The organism is Kocuria arenosa, assembly GCF_042879215.1.
In the GTDB taxonomy this organism is placed as follows: domain Bacteria; phylum Actinomycetota; class Actinomycetes; order Actinomycetales; family Micrococcaceae; genus Kocuria; species Kocuria arenosa.
On sequence record NZ_JBHZTA010000011.1, the window covers coordinates 76480 to 91744 of the forward strand.

General features: G+C 74.1%; 17 protein-coding genes and 1 pseudogene. 12 read left to right on the forward strand and 6 right to left on the reverse strand.

What is annotated here, in order from left to right; all coding sequences use genetic code 11:
• Positions 1-26 precede the first annotated feature (26 nt).
• Positions 27-1070, reverse strand: a complete 1044-nt coding sequence (locus tag ACFYE3_RS16375) for a ferredoxin reductase (protein WP_387610853.1) — start codon at positions 1068-1070, stop codon at positions 27-29.
• Between the two features lie 112 nt (positions 1071-1182).
• Here ACFYE3_RS16375 and ACFYE3_RS16380 point away from each other — a divergent pair, with 112 nt between their 5' ends.
• Positions 1183-2391: a PucR family transcriptional regulator gene (locus ACFYE3_RS16380; RefSeq protein ID WP_387610855.1), complete on the forward strand. Its 1209-nt coding sequence runs from the start codon at positions 1183-1185 to the stop codon at positions 2389-2391.
• Between the two features lie 31 nt (positions 2392-2422).
• On the opposite strand, the gene ACFYE3_RS16385 is transcribed toward ACFYE3_RS16380, so the two are convergent.
• Positions 2423-3238, reverse strand: coding sequence for a lysophospholipid acyltransferase family protein (locus tag ACFYE3_RS16385; RefSeq protein WP_387610857.1), 816 nt, complete (start codon positions 3236-3238; stop codon positions 2423-2425).
• A 244-nt stretch (positions 3239-3482) separates the two neighbouring features.
• Here ACFYE3_RS16385 and ACFYE3_RS16390 point away from each other — a divergent pair, with 244 nt between their 5' ends.
• The gene (locus tag ACFYE3_RS16390) at positions 3483-3881 is read left to right on the forward strand and encodes a DUF4870 domain-containing protein (RefSeq protein ID WP_387610859.1); all 399 of its coding nucleotides are present in this window, start codon (positions 3483-3485) and stop codon (positions 3879-3881) included.
• Here ACFYE3_RS16390 and ACFYE3_RS16395 read toward each other — a convergent pair.
• Positions 3874-5127: an MFS transporter gene (locus ACFYE3_RS16395; RefSeq protein ID WP_387610882.1), complete on the reverse strand. Its 1254-nt coding sequence runs from the start codon at positions 5125-5127 to the stop codon at positions 3874-3876. The genes ACFYE3_RS16390 and ACFYE3_RS16395 overlap by 8 nt on opposite strands.
• A 56-nt stretch (positions 5128-5183) precedes the next feature.
• On the opposite strand from ACFYE3_RS16395, the gene ACFYE3_RS16400 reads away from it, so the two are divergent.
• The 8 genes and pseudogenes from ACFYE3_RS16400 (at position 5184) to ACFYE3_RS16435 (ending at position 9815) form a co-directional block, all read left to right on the forward strand.
• Positions 5184-5822, forward strand: coding sequence for a DNA-3-methyladenine glycosylase I (locus ACFYE3_RS16400; RefSeq protein ID WP_387610861.1), 639 nt, complete (start codon positions 5184-5186; stop codon positions 5820-5822).
• Positions 5823-5880: 58 nt separating this feature from the next.
• Positions 5881-6090, forward strand: a complete 210-nt coding sequence (locus tag ACFYE3_RS16405) for a hypothetical protein (protein ID WP_387610863.1) — start codon at positions 5881-5883, stop codon at positions 6088-6090.
• Positions 6091-6094: 4 nt separating this feature from the next.
• Complete coding sequence (locus ACFYE3_RS16410) at positions 6095-6928, forward strand: PhzF family phenazine biosynthesis protein (protein WP_387610865.1); 834 nt, start codon at positions 6095-6097, stop codon at positions 6926-6928.
• A gap of 41 nt (positions 6929-6969) precedes the next feature.
• Positions 6970-7113 (forward strand): annotated as a pseudogene (locus tag ACFYE3_RS16415) (acyl-CoA thioesterase); the annotation flags it as partial.
• 7 nt (positions 7114-7120) lie between these two features.
• A complete protein-coding gene (locus tag ACFYE3_RS16420; protein ID WP_387806154.1) occupies positions 7121-8014 on the forward strand; it encodes an SMP-30/gluconolactonase/LRE family protein in 894 nt (297 codons plus the stop codon).
• Between the two features lie 5 nt (positions 8015-8019).
• Positions 8020-8193, forward strand: a complete 174-nt coding sequence (locus tag ACFYE3_RS16425) for a hypothetical protein (RefSeq protein WP_387610867.1) — start codon at positions 8020-8022, stop codon at positions 8191-8193.
• 43 nt (positions 8194-8236) lie between these two features.
• Positions 8237-9031, forward strand: coding sequence for a MerR family transcriptional regulator (locus ACFYE3_RS16430; protein WP_387610868.1), 795 nt, complete (start codon positions 8237-8239; stop codon positions 9029-9031).
• A gap of 85 nt (positions 9032-9116) precedes the next feature.
• Positions 9117-9815 carry a TetR/AcrR family transcriptional regulator gene (locus ACFYE3_RS16435; RefSeq protein WP_387610870.1) on the forward strand — a complete coding sequence of 233 codons (699 nt, stop codon included), beginning with the start codon at positions 9117-9119 and terminating at the stop codon, positions 9813-9815.
• Between the two features lie 4 nt (positions 9816-9819).
• Here the strand turns inward: ACFYE3_RS16435 and ACFYE3_RS16440 are convergent, their stop codons facing one another.
• Positions 9820-10419, reverse strand: a complete 600-nt coding sequence (locus ACFYE3_RS16440; protein WP_387610872.1) for a GNAT family N-acetyltransferase — start codon at positions 10417-10419, stop codon at positions 9820-9822.
• 76 nt (positions 10420-10495) lie between these two features.
• On the opposite strand from ACFYE3_RS16440, the gene ACFYE3_RS16445 reads away from it, so the two are divergent.
• Both ACFYE3_RS16445 and ACFYE3_RS16450 read left to right on the forward strand, forming a co-directional pair.
• Positions 10496-12631 carry a 3-hydroxyacyl-CoA dehydrogenase NAD-binding domain-containing protein gene (locus ACFYE3_RS16445; RefSeq protein WP_387610873.1) on the forward strand — a complete coding sequence of 712 codons (2136 nt, stop codon included), beginning with the start codon at positions 10496-10498 and terminating at the stop codon, positions 12629-12631.
• Between the two features lie 50 nt (positions 12632-12681).
• Positions 12682-13920, forward strand: coding sequence for an acyl-CoA dehydrogenase family protein (locus tag ACFYE3_RS16450; RefSeq protein ID WP_387610874.1), 1239 nt, complete (start codon positions 12682-12684; stop codon positions 13918-13920).
• Between the two features lie 386 nt (positions 13921-14306).
• On the opposite strand, the gene ACFYE3_RS16455 is transcribed toward ACFYE3_RS16450, so the two are convergent.
• Together ACFYE3_RS16455 and ACFYE3_RS16460 are read right to left on the reverse strand one after the other, a co-directional pair.
• Complete coding sequence (locus tag ACFYE3_RS16455) at positions 14307-14645, reverse strand: hypothetical protein (protein WP_387610876.1); 339 nt, start codon at positions 14643-14645, stop codon at positions 14307-14309.
• 280 nt (positions 14646-14925) lie between these two features.
• Positions 14926-15265 (reverse strand): hypothetical protein (locus ACFYE3_RS16460; RefSeq protein WP_387610877.1); only part of this gene is annotated, 340 nt, incomplete at its 5' end.

Here is a 15265-nt window from a genome sequence, read left to right on the forward strand (position 1 = left end):
GGGGAACAAGTGCTGGAGGTGTCGGGTCAGGCGTCGAGACTGACGGGACCGGCGGCCGTGGACACGCAGGTCTGGACGAGGTGGCCGGGCTCGCCGTGGACCTCGCCGGTGCGGGTGTCCCGGACCTGCCCGGAGAGCAGCGGGGTCACGCACGCGTGGCAGATGCCCATGCGGCAGCCGCTGCGCATCATCAGGCCGGCCTCCTCCCCGGCGGCGAGGAGTGTCGTGCCGCTGTCGGCCTCGACCTCCGTGTCGGACTTCTCGAACGTCACGCGCCCGCCCTCCCCGCCGGAGCCGGGGGCGACCACGGCGGCGAAGCGCTCGACCCGCAGCTCACCCTCCTCCTGCTGCCAGAGGGCTTCGGCGGCGTCGAGGAAGTCGGCGGGGCCGCACGCGTAGGCGGCGCGGTCGCGCCAGTCGGGGCACGCGGCGTCGAGGTCGGCGGTGGCCGTGAGGTCGAGCCGGCGGCCGCGCTCGCCGGTGAACCACTGGACGAGACGGAAGCCGGGGAACTGGTCGGTGAGCTCCAGCAGCTCCTCCCGGAACAGGGACTCCTCCGGGGAGCGCGAGGAGTGCACGAGCACCAGATCGGCGTCCGCGCGGCGGGGGACGAGGGTGCGGATCATGGACATGACCGGCGTCAGGCCGCTGCCGGCGGTGAGCATCAGCAGCGGGCGCGGGCTCTCGGGGAGGACGAAGTCGCCCTCGGGCGGGGCGAGGAACAGGACGTCGCCGGGCCGGGTGCCCCGGACGAGGGCGGTGGAGACCTTGCCCATCGCCGTCACCGTGATGGCCGGGTCCTGGCCGGCGCCCGTGCTGAGGGAGTAGGAGCGCCAGTGCCGCACGCCGTCGATCTCCACGCCGATGCGGGCCCACTGGCCGGCCTCGTGCGCGTTCCAGCCGCGGCCGGGACGGAAGCGGATCGTCACCGAGTCCGCGGTCTCGGGCACCACGGAGGTCACCAGGCCGCGCAGCTGGCGGGCGCTGGCCAAGGGGTCGATGAGCCGCAGGAAGTCCTCGGGGGAGCGGGGGGTGGTGAAGGCCGAAGCCAGGCGGGTGAACAGTCGCATTTGGGGCACCTAATAACTGTGCCCCAAATCCGGCCGTGGTTCTCGTCCCGTCGCGTACTCTTTCAGCAGAGAAATTGTGGTGTCGGAATGAAAGCGGGGGATCGTGGATCGGGTGGACCACACGACGGAGCACGCGCGGCCGGCGGACCGGGCGGACCGGGAGCTGCCGTGGACCTCGCTGCCGCCGGCGCTCACCCCCCTCCTCGTCCCGCACCTGCCCGCGGTGACCGAGGAGCTCCTGGACTCCGTGCGGCTCGACGTCCCGGTCTACGCCCGGCCGCTGGAGGGTCTGTTCGGCGACAGCATCCGGCGCGGGGTCGAGGTGGCCCTGAACCGGTTCCTGCAGCTGCCCGGCACCCAGCAGCCGGCGCTGATGGGCGACGACCGGCGGGTCTACGAGGGGCTCGGCCGCGGCGAGGTGCGGGAGGGGCGTCCGATGGACGCCCTCTTCGCGGCCTACCGCTCCGGGGCGCGCACCACGCTGCGCTCGCTCTCCCGCGTGGCCATGGACGCGGGGTTCGAGGCGTCCGTGCTCATCGGCCTCGCGGAGTCCGTCTTCGCCTACATCGAGGAGCTCTCCGCGGCCAGCGCCGAGGGCTATGCCATGGAGCAGTCCGAGCGCGCGGGGGAGCAAGACCGTCTGCTGGACGTGCTCGCGGACATGCTCGTCCGCGGCCACGTGGCGGAGGACGCGGTGCGCACCGCCGCCGCCGCCGCGGGGTGGCCGGTGCCCGACCGGGTGGTCGTGGTGACGCTGGCCGCCGACCGGCGGGTGGGCCTGCGCTCGCGCCTCGGGGAGCGGGCGCTGCTCACCTCCCGCCCGGGCGACGTCGTGGCGGTGGTCCCCGAGCCCTCCTCGCCGACCGGCCGCCGGGAACTGGAGCGCGCGCTCACCGGGCGGGGCGCCGTGATCGGCCCGGGCCGGCCCTGGTACGCGGCCCCCGACTCCCTGCGCCTGGCCGTGCTGACCCGGGACCTGCTGCAGCGGGTGGAACCGGCCGACCCCGGTCCGCTGTGGGTCTCGGAGCACCTCATGGAGCTCGTCCTGCACAGCGAGCGCAGCGTGGTCGAGGACCTCGCCGCGCAGTGCCTCGCCCCGCTGGTGGACCTCAAGGCCGGCCAGCGGGAGCGGCTGGCCGCGACCCTGCTGTGCTGGCTCGAGCACCACGGGCAGCGCGCCGCGATGGCCGCCGAGCTGAACATCCACGAGCAGACGGTGGGCTACCGGGTGAACCAGCTCCGGGAGGTCTTCGGGGACCGGCTCAACGACCCCAAGAGCCGGTTCGAGCTCGAGCTGGTGCTGCGCGCCGGATTCCGGTGAGGCGGTGGGTGCCCCTGCGCGCCCGCCGGGCTCAGCCGGTCCGCTTGTAGGCCTCGCGCTCCCGGGCGTCGGAGTCGATCTGCTCCTGGACCGTGATCGCGCTGCCGCCCAGGTGCGCCGGCATCCACCACGCGCCGGGCGCCGGGGTGACGGGGTAGCTCTCGATGCACCGGTCGATCCCGTCCTGCAGGGCCGCGCGCAGCCGGGCGCTCGCGGCGCGGACGTCCTCGTCGGGCTCCACCTGCAGCACCGGGCCGACATGGACGCGCACCGGCGTGCGCCACACGTCGCGCAGCCGGATCCCGCCGCGACCCCGGGTGAGCATCCGGTGGCCGCCCCACACGGAGACCGGGATGACGGGGGCGCCGGTCTCGGCGGCCATCCGCACGGCGCCGGTGCGCAGCGGGCGCACGGTCCAGCTGCGGCTGACCCCGCCCTCCGGGAACACCGCGAGGAACTCGCCGCGGGCCAGTTTCGCCACGGCCTCGGCGTAGGCGGGGGCGCCGTCGGCGCGGTCGACGACGACGTGGTCGCACAGCCGGCACACCGCCGTGACGAGGGCGCTGCCGGTGTGCTTTCGGGTGATGAGGAAGCGGGAGTGGGCCCGCAGCCGGCGCCAGACCACCAGTTGCGCGAAGACGAAGTCGAGGTAGCCGAAGTGGGTCACCGCCACGACGGCGCCCTTGCCCGGGCGGATCTCCCGGTGCAGGCCGTGCACCACCTGGTCGGTGGGCAGGTGCTCCTCACCCGTGGCCAGCAGGGGCACGCGGAAGAGCTTCACCGCGGCGAGGCCGGCGAGCACGATGGCCCGGTAGGCGTACTTGTTGGGGCGCAGCTGCGGGGCCACGGGCCTCCCTCGGGAAGGGGCCCGCCAGGAGACGGGCCGGGAACGGTCTGCAGAGAATCGTAGACCAGGGTGCGGGGCGGCGCCCCCGCAGCGCGCGGCGGCGGGGAACCGCTGCCGTGGAGTGCGGTCATCCCCCATACCGGGCGCGGGCCCGGTCCCGATACGCTGGCAGCACCGCGCCGGTCCGGCGTCCGCGGCACCGGGTGCCGCGACCGGTTCCGTCTCTGCCCACCAGGAGAACCCGATGTCCTACCTTCCACCGTCAGCACCTCGTCCGCAGCACCGGGCGCAGGGTGACGACCGCACCATCGCGGTCCTCACCCACCTGTCGGGCCTGATCGGCGCGCTGGTCTCCGTCGGGTGGCTCGGCTTCGTGGGTCCTCTCGTCGTGTGGCTCGTGTACAAGGACCGGAACCCCTTCCTGCGGGCCACCTCCGCCGGGTCGTTCAACTTCAACCTGTCCATGTGGCTGCTCAACGTGGCGGCGTGGGTGTGCCTGTTCACCGTGATCCTGATCCCCGTGGCGGTCGTGCTGTGGATCCTCGCCGCGGTGCTGCTCGTGGTGTGCCACGTCCTGGCCGTGCTCAAGGCCAACAAGGGCGAGGTGTACCGCTACCCGCTCCAGCTGCCGGTGCTCACCTAGCCGGGGCGGGCCTGGTCCGGGCCCGGTGCGCGAGCACCACGACCGCCACGAGGACGAGCAGGGCCGCGCTGAGCCCGTCGAAGCCGATCAGCGCCAGCACCGGTCCCGCGAGCGCGCCGCCGGTCGCTCCGGCGAGGTTCATGAACAGGTCCGAGACGCCCTGCAGCTTCGGCCGCTCGGCCGGTGCGACGGCCTCGGCCACGAGCGTGGAGCCCGAGACCGTGGAGGCGGACCAGCCGAGACCGAGCAGGACCAGGCTGACGGTCACCAGCACCGGGGACGTCGAGCCGAGCCAGGACAGCACGAGGGACGCCACGAACAGGGCCTGGCCGAGCAGGACGGTGGGGCGGCGGCCGGCCCGGTCCGCGAGCCAGCCGAACACGGGGGCGAGGGCGTACATCCCGGCCACGTGCAGGCTGATGGTCAGGCCCACGACGCTCAGCGACGCGCCGTGCAGGGTCAGGTGCACGGGCGTCATGGACATCAGCGCCACCATGACGGCGTGGCTCAGCGCCACGGTGAGCACGGCGCGGCGGGCGGGCGACGAGAACCGCAGCACCGCCAGCCCGCCCGCGGGGGAGGGCTTGTCCCTCCCCGCGGCCTCCCCGTCGGCCACGGCCAGCAGCAGGGGGTCCGGCCGCAGCGCCGTGAGGTAGACCAGGGCTCCGCAGGCCTGCGCCACGAGGGCGATGACGAACCCGCCCGTGAGCTCCGGCAGGCCCAGGGTCCGCCCGATCAGCTCACCCGGCTCGAAGAGGTTGGGGCCGAGCACCGCGCCGATCGTCGTGGACCAGACCACCAGGGACAGGTCCCGGGCGCGGGTGTCGTCGGGGGCGAGGTCGGTCGCCGCGAACCGGGACTGGAGGTTGAGCGCAGAGCCGGCGCCGAGCAGCGCCAGGCCCACCAGCAGGACGGGGAAGCTCGCGAGGGCGGCGGCGCCGATCGTGATCGACGCGCCCGCCATGGCGGTGAACGCCCCGGTGCTCAGCGAGATCCGGCGGCCGCGGGCCTGGGCGAGCCGGGCGAGGGGGACGGCGAGCAGGGCCGCGCCGAGGGTGTTCATGGTCGCGGCCATGCCCGACCAGGCCGAGGAGCCGGAGACCTCGGTGACGAGGAGGGCGCCGAGGGCCAGGGTGGCGCCGACGCCGAGCCCGCCGAGGACCTGGCCGAGGGCCAGGACGCGGACGACTCTCCGCTGGAGGGCGCGCCGGTCCACGGTGGAGTTCGTCGGGTGCATGACCGCCATCATATACCCCAGGGGGTACTGCTCCGGGGTGTGTCGGAGCCCTCCGGTGTGGTTCGATGCTCGGCATGAGCTCCCTGCCCGATCCCGCGACCGGCCTCGTCCTCGGCGAGGACGGGCTCGCCCGCCCCGCCTGGGCGGCCACGGACCCGCTCCTGCGCGCGTACTACGACACCGAGTGGGGCGTCCCCGTGCGGGACGAGCGGGGGCTCTACGAGCGGATCTGCCTCGAGGGCTTCCAGGCCGGACTGTCCTGGGCCACGATCCTGCGCAAGCGGCCCGCCTTCCGGGCGGCCTTCGCGGACTTCGACCCGGACACGGTCTCCGGCTTCGGCCCGGAGGACGTCGACCGGCTGCTGGGCGACGCCGGGATCGTGCGCCACCGGGGCAAGATCGAGGCCGCCGTCGGCAACGCCCGCGCCACCGTGGCCCTGCGCGGCGAGGGCGGGCTGGCCGAGCTCGTGTGGTCGTTCCGCCCGGCGCGGACCCCCCGACCGTGCACGGCGGACGAGGTCCCGACCCGCTCCCCGGAGTCCGAGGCCCTGTCCCGGGCGCTGCGGGGGCGCGGCTTCCGCTTCGTGGGGCCGACCACGATGCACGCGCTCATGGAGGCGGTCGGGATCGTCGACACCCACCTGGTCGGCAGCCACCGCCGGGGCAGCTCCGGGGTGTGGCCGGAGGCGCCGGAGGGTGCGTAGGATTCCTGGCACCGAACCCGACGACGCCCCGCGTCGCCTTCCGGCAGGAGGCCCGGCCATGTACGACAACAGCGAGCAGCGCAGCGCGGTGCTGCCCCTGGTGCTGAGCACCGTGGGCTCCGTCCTGGTCGGCATGGTGGTGCGGAGGCTGCGGGAGGACCGGGCGGCGGCCCGCGGCGAGACCGCCGTCCCGCCCGCAGGCCGGGGCGGCCGGCGGGCGGGACGGGCCCGGCCCGCCCGCAGGAACGCGCGCGGGCCGGTGCTCTGAGACCGTGACGAGCCACGCGATCAGCTGGGTGGACGTCTTCTCGGCGGCGCCGCTGGGCGGCAACCCGCTCGCCGTCGTGCACGGGGCCGACGCCCTCGGCGAGAACACGATGGCGCGCTTCGCCCGCTGGACCAACCTCTCCGAGACCACGTTCCTGCTCGAGCCCACGGTCCCGGGCGCCGACTACCGGGTGCGGATCTTCACCCCCGGCGGGGAGCTGCCGTTCGCGGGGCACCCCACGCTCGGGACGGCGTCCGCCTGGCTCGCCCTCGGCGGGGAGGCCGCGGGCGAGGACGTCGTCCAGGAGTGCGGGGTGGGGCTGGTGACCGTCCGGCGCCGCGGGGACCGGCTCTCGTTCGCCGCCCCGCCCCTGCTGCGCTACGAGCCCGTGGTGGAGCCGGCGCTGCTGGACCGGGTGGCACGGTCCCTGCGGCTGGACCCGTCCGCGATGCTCGACGTCTCCTGGGTCGACAACGGTCCCGGCTGGATCGGCGTGCGCGTGGCCGACGCCGGGGCCGTCCTGGGGATCCGCGCGGACTGGTCCGCCATGGCGGGGCTCAAGCTCGGGGTGGTCGGGTCCCATCCCGAGGGCGCGGAGTGCGCGGTCGAGGTGCGGGCGTTCGTGGGCGACTGGGTCGTGGAGGACCCGGTCACGGGCAGCCTCAACGCGGGCCTGGCCCGGTGGCTGACCGACAACGGGTGGGCCCCGGACCGCTACGTCGCCGCCCAGGGCACGGTGCTCGGGCGCACCGGGCGCGTGGTGGTGGAGCGGGACGCGGAGACCGTATGGGTCGGCGGGCACGTGAGCCCGGTGGTCCGCGGGACCGTCGAGCTGTAGCCGACGGCGCACGGGACGCCGGCCCTGACTATCGTGGGGGCATGACGACCCAGGACATCTCCTTCCGCACCCGCACGTGGGTCACGCCGGAGGACCTCAACGCCAACGGCACCCTGTTCGGCGGGAGCCTGCTCCGCCGGATCGACGAGGAGGCGGCGATCTACGCCGGCGTCCAGCCCGGCAACCGGCCTGATGCACGCGCGACGGGCCGCTGAGATGGCGGTGCGGCGGCTGAACGCCGAACGGATCACCGACTCCGTCACCTACCACGGCGAGGGGCCGTGCTGGTCCGAGGCCTGGGGCGGACTGCGGTGGGTCGACATGCTCGCCGGGGACGTGCTGTCCTTCGGCGCGGACGGCGAGGTGCTCCGCAAGCACGTCGGGGACGTCGTGGCCTGCGTGCGCCCGCGCGCGATTGGGGGCGCGGTGCTGGCCGTCGAGACGGGCGTGGCCCTCGAGGACCCGGACGGGACCGTCCACCCGGCCGAGCTGCTCTGGGAGCCCGGAGCGGTCCGGATGAACGAGGGCGGGGCCGGCCCGGACGGCTCCTTCTACGTCGGTTCCATGGCCTGGGACCAGGCCGAGGGCGCGGCCACGCTCTGGCGCGTGGACCCGGACCTGCGGTGGGAGCCGGTCCTGGAGGGCGTCACCGTCTCCAACGGCATCGCCTGGTCCCCGGACGGCACCCTGGCCTACTACAACGACACGCCCACCGGGAAGGTCGACGTCCTCGACTGGTCGGAGGCCGCGGGGCTGCACGGCCGCCGCACCTTCGTGGTGCCCGAGCTCGCGGAGGGGGACGTCCACCCCGACGGGCTGACCGTCGACGCCGAGGGCGCGGTCTGGGTGGCGCTGCACGGGGCCGGGCAGGTGCACCGCTACACGGCCGACGGCGCCCTGGACGCCGTCGTGGAGGTCGGCGCGCGCCAGACCACCGCGTGCTGCCTGGGCGGGGAGGACCTGCGCACCCTCTACATCACCACCTCCCGGGAGAACCTCGCCGCGGACGAGGATCCCGCCGCCGGCTCCCTGTTCGCCGTCCGGGTCGACGTCGCCGGCCTTCCCGTCCTGCCCTTCGAGGGCTGACCGCGGTGCGGAACCCCAGGCGCACCGCCGGACTGCTGTGGCTGCTCGTGCTCGTGTGGGTCGTCGCCCTCGTGGGCTCCCTGCTCAGCGGGGGGACCTCGTCGGCGCTCTCCTTCGCCGTGCTCGCCGTGCTGTGCGCCGCCGGGGCGCTGCTCCTGGGCCGCCGGGCCCGGCGCTGACGGGCTTGACCCTCACGCGGCGGGAGGGCCCAGGATGGAGGGCATGGACGGACAGCGGCCGGCGGCGGCGGACGAGAGGCTCACCGTGGGGCAGGTCGCGGAGCGCTTCGGCGTCACCGTGCGCACGCTCCACCACTACGACGACGTCGGCCTGCTGCGCCCGAGCGAACGCTCGGCGGGCGGGTACCGCCTCTACACGGAGGGCGACCTGCTCCGGCTGCGGCACGTCGTGGTCTACCGCCGGTTAGGCTTCCCCCTCGATCGCATCGAGGAGCTGCTGACCGCGGAGGAGCCCGGGTCCGTGCGGGCGCACCTGCGCCGGCAGCGCGAGTCCGTCCTGGCGAGGCAGGCCGAGCTGTCCGACCTCGTCACCGCGATCGACCGAGCACTGGAGAAGGACATGACCGGGATCGACCTGACCCCCGAAGAGCGCCGCGAGCTCTTCGGCGACGGCTTCAGCGACGCGTACGCGGCGGAGGCCGAGCGCCGCTGGGGCGGCACCGACGCGTGGGAGCAGTCCCACCGCCGCGCGGCCGGATACGACCAGGAGGACTGGCGGCGGATCGCCGCCGAGACCTCGGCGATCAACGAACGGTTCGCCGCGGCCCGGCGCGCCGGACTGCCCGCCGGCTCGGCCGAGGCGATGGACGCCGCGGAGGCGGCTCGGCGCCAGATCCACGAACGCTTCTACGACCTCTCGCCCGAGCTCCACCGGGCGCTGGGGGACATGTACGTGGGGGACCCGCGGTTCACCAGGACCTACGAGGACCTGGAGCCCGGGCTGGCGCAGTACGTCCGCGACGCGATCCACGCCAACGCCGACCGCGCCGCGGGCTGAGGCCCCCGGCGCGGGCGGCAGTGCGGTGAGCTGCGGCCAGGAGGTGGGGAGGCCGCCGGTCTAGGATCGCAGCGAGGAGGAACCCATGACCGAGACCCCCCGGGCGGCCCCGGACGTCGTCACCGGCTCGATCCGCCTGCTCGCGGAGCAGGGCTGGGAGGCCACGACCGTGGACCGGCTCGCGCTCGCCGCGGGCATCAGCCGGGCCACCTTCTTCCGCAAGTACGGGTCCAAGGAGGACATCGTCTTCGCGGACCACGCCGCGAACCTCGAGCGCCTCGAGCAGCAGCTGGCCCGGGCGGCCGACGAGCCGGGCGCCGACCCGGCCGTCGCGCTGCGGGACGGCGTGCTGCTGGTCTTCCGCCACCACCTCGACCACCGGGAGCGGGCCCTGGCCCGCAACGCCCTGCTCCGGCAGGTCCCGCAGCTGCGGGACCGGGAGCTCATCACGTCCCACCGCTACGAGCGGGTCCTGCAGCGCTACCTGCGCTCCGCGCTGCCCGACTCGCCGGGGCGGGCCACGCTGGCCACGGCGCTGTCCGCCGCCGCGGTGGCGGTGCACAACGCCGCCCTGCGGGCCTGGCTGCGCGCCCCGGACACCGACCCCTCGGCGGAGCTGGCGGTGCAGCTGGAGCGCCTCGCGCGCACGCTCGTCTCCGGCTACGAGGGCGGCGCGGCGCGGCCGGCCGCCGCCGGGGCGCGCCCCGCCGTCGTCGTCACCGTCCTGGACCCCGGCGCGGACACGGAGGAGATCCTGGCGTCCGTGCGGGACGCCCTGCGCTGAGGACTCAGACCTCGCCGGCGAGGATCGCGTAGATCAGCTCGTCGCGCCACTCGCCCAGCTGGTGGTGGCTCTCGCGCAGGATCGCCTCCAGGCGCATGCCGATGCGCTCGCAGACCTTGGCGGAGCTCACGTTGAGGGCGTCCAGGCTCGCGCAGACCCGGTGCGCGCCCAGCTCGGCGAACGCGAACTCGATCGCGGCGCGGGCGGCCTCGGAGGCGATCCCCCGGCCCGCGTGGTCGGGATGGACCACCCAGCCGATCTCGACCTGCGCGGCCGCCGCGTCCGTGAGCGTCAGCACGACCTCGCCCGCGAGCTCCCGCGAGCCCCGGGGGGAGACGGCGAAGCGGACGTGGTCGCCGTCCCGGCCCCAGGGGCGCATGCCGCTGTTCTCGGCCAGGGTCCGCTCGCACTCCTCGCGGGTGCGCGGACCCCGCCACGCGTACTGCGCGTAGTCCTCGCGGCTCTGGTAGGAGTGCATGGGGTCGAGGTCCGCGGCGTCGAAGCGGCGGAACGCGAGGCGTTCGGTCTCTGGGGGCAGCACGTCGATCATCACCAGCCAGAATACGGCCTGCACACCCGGGAACCGGACGCCGCGCGACGACATTGAGACTCAATTCCTTGACGTGATACTCAGTATCAGTCAGAGTGGTGGCGATCACCCACACGTCAGGAGTCCGCCCATGGCACCCGCCGCGCCCGCCCCGTCCTTCCCGTCCACCGTCACGGTGGACGTCGAACAGCTGGTCCTGCCCGGCCGGTCCGCCCCCGTTGCCCTGGTGCGGCTGGACTCCACCCCGCCGGGTGGGCTGATCATCTGGGGCTCCGAGGCACTGGAACAGCTCCGGGACGTCCTGGAGTCGATCGACCAGTCGGCGGTCGAGGCGATCGTGGTCACCGGCAACGCCCGGTCCTTCGGCGCGGGGGCCAACCTCAAGGAGATCCGCCACGCCCAGCTCGCCGGCGTCTCCGACCGGTACGTGGGACTCGGCCACGAGGCCTTCGGCGTCCTGGCCGACGCGGGCGTGCCGACGTTCTCCCTGCTCACGGGGCAGGCACTCGGCGGGGGCCTCGAGCTCGCCCTGCACACGGACTACCGCGCGGCTCATCCGCGCACCGGTCCGCTCGGACTGCCCGAGTGCCGGCTCGGCTTCTTCCCGGGCTGGGGCGGCGTGCACCTGCTCCCGCACCTGATCGGCCCGGCCGCGGCGCTGCGCGTCATCGTGTTCGACTCCCTGCGGGGCCGCAACGCCAAGGCGGCGGAGGCCCTCGAGCTCGGCCTCGTGGACGTGGTGCTCGACGCCGCCCCGGGGACCGGGGAGTGGGACACCGCCTGGCAGCGGTGGGTCGCCGACAAGCTCACCGCGCTCGACGCGGGGGAGACCCGCCGCCGCGCGGGCACGCCCGGCGGCACCAGTGAGCAGCAGTGGCACGACGCCGTGGAGCAGGCCCGGGACCGTGCCGAGCGCACGTGGCACGGCGCGGCGCCGGCCCCGCTCGTGGCGATCGACCTCGTGGCGGACGCCTGGACCGAGACCCGCACCGAGAACGGGACCAAGGCCGTGGCCGCCTTCGCCGCACTGGTCCGCGGGGACGTGGCCAGGGCCTCCCTCTACGCGTTCGAGCTCGTCTCGGCACGGTCCCGGCAGGCCGCCGACGTCCCCGCCGCCGAGCCCGTTCCCCTGCGCAAGGCCGCCGTGATCGGCGCCGGCCTGATGGCCGGCCAGCTCGCCTCGCTCGTCGCGAGCGGCGCCCGGATCCCCGTGGTCATGACCGACCTCGACGACGAACGCCTCGCCGCCGGCGTGGCCCGGACCAGGGAGCGCTTCGCGGCCCAGGCGGCCCGGGGCAGGATCAGCACGGAGCAGGCCGAGCAGCTCGGCGCCCTCGTCACGGGGGCGAGCGGACCGGAGGACCTCGCCGACGCGGACTTCGTGATCGAGGCCGTCTTCGAGGACCTCGACGTGAAGAAGCAGGTCCTCACCCAGTGGGAGCAGGTCGTGCGGCCGGACGCGATCCTCGCGACCAACACGAGCTCCCTGTCCGTCACCGCCATGGCGGAGGGCCTCCGGCACCCCGAGCGGGTGGTCGGCTTCCACGTCTTCAACCCGGTGGAGGTCACCCCGCTCCTGGAGATCGTGGCCGGGCGGCGGACCGGCGACGCCGCCCTCGCGACCGCCTTCGAGCTCGCCGCGGCGCTGCGCCGCACGGCGGTGCGCGTCCAGGACGCCCCCGGCTTCGTGGTCAACCGCGTGCTGACCCGGCTGTTCGACGTGATCGTCCAGGCGATCGACGCGGGGACGGACGTGTCGGCCGCCGACCACGCCCCCGATCCGATGGGCCTGCCCATGACCCCGCTGCGGCTGCTCGACTTCGTGGGCCCGGCCGTGCTGCACCACGTGGACGAGACCATGCACCGGGCCTATCCCCAGCGCTTCGCGCGGTCCCCGTGGATGGACGCGGTGGTCGAGGCGGGCCTCACCCACGTGCTGCCCACCGAACAGGCCCCGGAGACGGGCGCGGACGGCTACCTCGCCGCGGACGCCGCCCGGCTGCTCGAGCGGACCCGGGCGGAGCGCCCCGCAGGCACCCCGGGCGCCCCCGCCTCGCCGGAGGAGCTGCTCGCGCGGGTCCAGGACGCCCTGGCCGAGGAGATCGGCGCGATGCTGGCCGAAGGCGTCGTCGCCGGGCCCGAGGACGTGGACCTGTGCATGGTCCTCGGCGCCAACTACCCCTTCCACCTGGGCGGCATCACCCCGTACCTCGACCGCACCGGCGCCTCCGAGCGCGTCCTCGGCCGCCCCTTCCACCGGGACTGACCGTGTCCCCGATCGACCTCCCGCCAGCCCACAGAACGAAGGATCCTTCCATGACCGCCACCCCTGAGACCGGCGCGAACCTGTTCCCCGCCGGCACCGTGGAGCCCGACTACGTCCTCGACGAGGCCCTCGACACCGACGCCGCCGGCGCCTTCGACGCCGTCTCCGACACCGACCGCGAGCACTGGATGCGCGCCCGCCGGTTCGTCCAGGAGGACCTGCTGCCCGTCATCGCCGAGCACTGGGACCGCTCGGAGTACCCCCTCGACCTCGTCCGCCGGCTCGGGGAGCTCGATCTGCTGCGCGACGGCGTGGCCGTCGACGGCCACGAGGCGATGTCCAAGACCGCGGCGGGGCTGATCAGCATGGAGCTCTCCCGCGGCGACGGGTCCATCGCGACCGTCTCCGGCGTCCAGGGCGGGCTCGCGATGCGCTCGATCGCCATGTGCGGCTCCGAGGAGCAGCGGCAGCGCTGGCTGCCGCGGATGGCCACCGGCGAGCTCCTCGGCGCGTTCGCCCTCACCGAGCCCACGCACGGCTCGGACTCGGTGAGCCTCGAGACCCGTGCCACCCCGGTGGACGGCGGCTGGCTGCTCAACGGTGAGAAGAAGTGGATCGGCAACGGCTCGATGGGCGGGATCACCGTGGTGTGGGCCCGCTCCGACGAGGACGGCCAGGTCCGGGGCTTCGTGGTCCCGCAGGAGAGCGAGGGCTACACCGGCACGACCATCCGCGGCAAGCTCGCCCTGCGCGCCATCCACCAGGCGCACCTGCGGTTCGACGGCGTCTTCGTGCCGGAGGAGAACGCGCTGCCCGCGGCACGGTCCTTCAGGAACACCGCCGACGTCCTGTTCGCGACCCGCATCAGCGTGGCGTGGGGCGCGGTGGGTCACGCCCAGGCCTGCTACGAGACCGCCGTGCAGTACGCGGGCCAGCGCGTGCAGTTCGGCCGGCCCCTCGCCGCCTCGCAGATCGTCCAGGAGCGGCTGGCCCGGATGCTGAGCGAGCTCACCCAGATCCAGCTGCTCGTGGCGCGGATGACCGAGCGGGAGGAGGCCGGCCGGCTCACCGCCGAGCAGGCGTCGCTGGCGAAGTACACCTCCACGCGCACGGCCCGCTCGATCGCGGCCAACGCCCGGGACCTCATGGGCGGCAACGGCATCCTGATCGAGAACCGCGTGGCCCGCCACTTCGCCGACATCGAGGCGCTGCACACCTACGAGGGCACCGAGACCGTGCAGGCCCTGATCATCGGGCGCGGCATCACCGGCATCTCCGCCTTCGCCTGATCTCTCGCCCTTTCCGCACGACGACGGCGAGACCCTCGGTGACGTGGTGCTGCGCGGCAACCACGTGATGCTCGGCTACCACGAGGACGAGGGGGTCACGGCCGAGGCCTTCCCCGGCGGCCGGTGCCTCACCGGGGACCTCGGGGTGATGCACCCCGACGACTGCCTCCAGCTCGAGGACCGGGGGGAAGGACGTGATCATCTGGGACGGGGAGAACGTCTCCTCGCTCGAGGGGGAGCAGGCCGTGCCCGGCACCGCGACGGGCACGGTGCGCAGGAAGGAGCTGCGCCACCCCTGAGGACAGAATCGCTGGGGCCGGCCCGGGAACGAGGACGGCGCCCCGGCCGTCGAGGCCGGGGCGCCGTCGTGCTCGGTCCGTGGGGGCTCAGAGGTCGGCGCCGCCGTGGAACGAGTCGTTGCTCGAGTCGATCTCGTCCTCGAACGCGGGATCCTCGGGGATGTCGAGGTCCGCGATCGCCTCGCCCATGCGAGGCTCCTCGGGCGGGACCTGCTCGTCGCCCGACTCGTAGCGGGCCTCCGCCGTCTCGTCCCGGAGCTCCTGCTCCGAGGGGACCACCGGGTGCTCGGGGTCCACGCGCTCGTCCTGCACGACGGCCTCGTCGCCCTCGATCAGCGGGTCCTCGCGCCAGTGCTCGGGATCGATCTCGGCGGCGCCCTCGTAGGCGTCGGGAGTCTCCGGCAGCTCTTCCGGTGAGGTGCTCATCTGCTGTCCTTTCGGGTCGGGGCATCGGTGTTCCATCAGCCTACGCACTGCCGCCACCGCAGCCCCGGCCGCACGATCCTGCGGCGATCGGCGGGAGCGCAGAGCGGTGACCAGGGGACTCCGGCCCGGCCCGGCACGGGTTTTGACGGTCCTCCGGGGCCTGTGTAATGTATTCCGAGTCGCCGCAAGGGACGCGAGAGATCGCCCCGGACGGCAACGCCGAATCCGGCGGACCGAACCTCCTCGAACCATCAAGCCGATCACCGCTGCGCGGTGGACATCAGCTTGTGGGCCGAGATCGGGTCGGGTACGCTGGTGGAGCTGTTTCGGGCAGCAGCGAGAGATCGTTGCGGCCCACGGCGCCGAATCCGGCAGATCCACGAATTCTCCTCCCGAAGAACCGACCGTCGCCGAGCGACGGAAAAGCGATTTGGGGAAGCGGAGAAGATGGGGATAGGCTGAGGAGGTCGCCGCGGGGAAAGCGAGAGATCGCGAGAACCGAGCGAAAAAGAATTCCAACACGGTTTCCGGGTGTGGTGCCTGGTTGCTGGTCTGTTGTTTGAGAACTCAATAGTGTGCCATGTTTGTTGATACCGGATGTTTTATTCGGTTGATTGGTT

What these genes read in the sequence shown, in the direction of transcription:
- ACFYE3_RS16375 (WP_387610853.1), bottom strand. Translation starts at nt 1,070, where the DNA reads ATGCGACTGTTCACCCGCCTGGCTTCGGCCTTCACCACCCCCCGCTCC.
- ACFYE3_RS16390 (WP_387610859.1), top strand. Translation starts at nt 3,483, where the DNA reads ATGTCCTACCTTCCACCGTCAGCACCTCGTCCGCAGCACCGGGCGCAG.
- ACFYE3_RS16395 (WP_387610882.1), bottom strand. Translation starts at nt 5,127, where the DNA reads ATGGCGGTCATGCACCCGACGAACTCCACCGTGGACCGGCGCGCCCTC.
- ACFYE3_RS16400 (WP_387610861.1), top strand. Translation starts at nt 5,184, where the DNA reads ATGCTCGGCATGAGCTCCCTGCCCGATCCCGCGACCGGCCTCGTCCTC.
- ACFYE3_RS16405 (WP_387610863.1), top strand. Translation starts at nt 5,881, where the DNA reads ATGTACGACAACAGCGAGCAGCGCAGCGCGGTGCTGCCCCTGGTGCTG.
- ACFYE3_RS16420 (WP_387806154.1), top strand. Translation starts at nt 7,121, where the DNA reads ATGCACGCGCGACGGGCCGCTGAGATGGCGGTGCGGCGGCTGAACGCC.
- ACFYE3_RS16430 (WP_387610868.1), top strand. Translation starts at nt 8,237, where the DNA reads ATGGACGGACAGCGGCCGGCGGCGGCGGACGAGAGGCTCACCGTGGGG.
- ACFYE3_RS16435 (WP_387610870.1), top strand. Translation starts at nt 9,117, where the DNA reads ATGACCGAGACCCCCCGGGCGGCCCCGGACGTCGTCACCGGCTCGATC.
- ACFYE3_RS16440 (WP_387610872.1), bottom strand. Translation starts at nt 10,419, where the DNA reads ATGTCGTCGCGCGGCGTCCGGTTCCCGGGTGTGCAGGCCGTATTCTGG.
- ACFYE3_RS16445 (WP_387610873.1), top strand. Translation starts at nt 10,496, where the DNA reads ATGGCACCCGCCGCGCCCGCCCCGTCCTTCCCGTCCACCGTCACGGTG.
- ACFYE3_RS16450 (WP_387610874.1), top strand. Translation starts at nt 12,682, where the DNA reads ATGACCGCCACCCCTGAGACCGGCGCGAACCTGTTCCCCGCCGGCACC.
- ACFYE3_RS16455 (WP_387610876.1), bottom strand. Translation starts at nt 14,645, where the DNA reads ATGAGCACCTCACCGGAAGAGCTGCCGGAGACTCCCGACGCCTACGAG.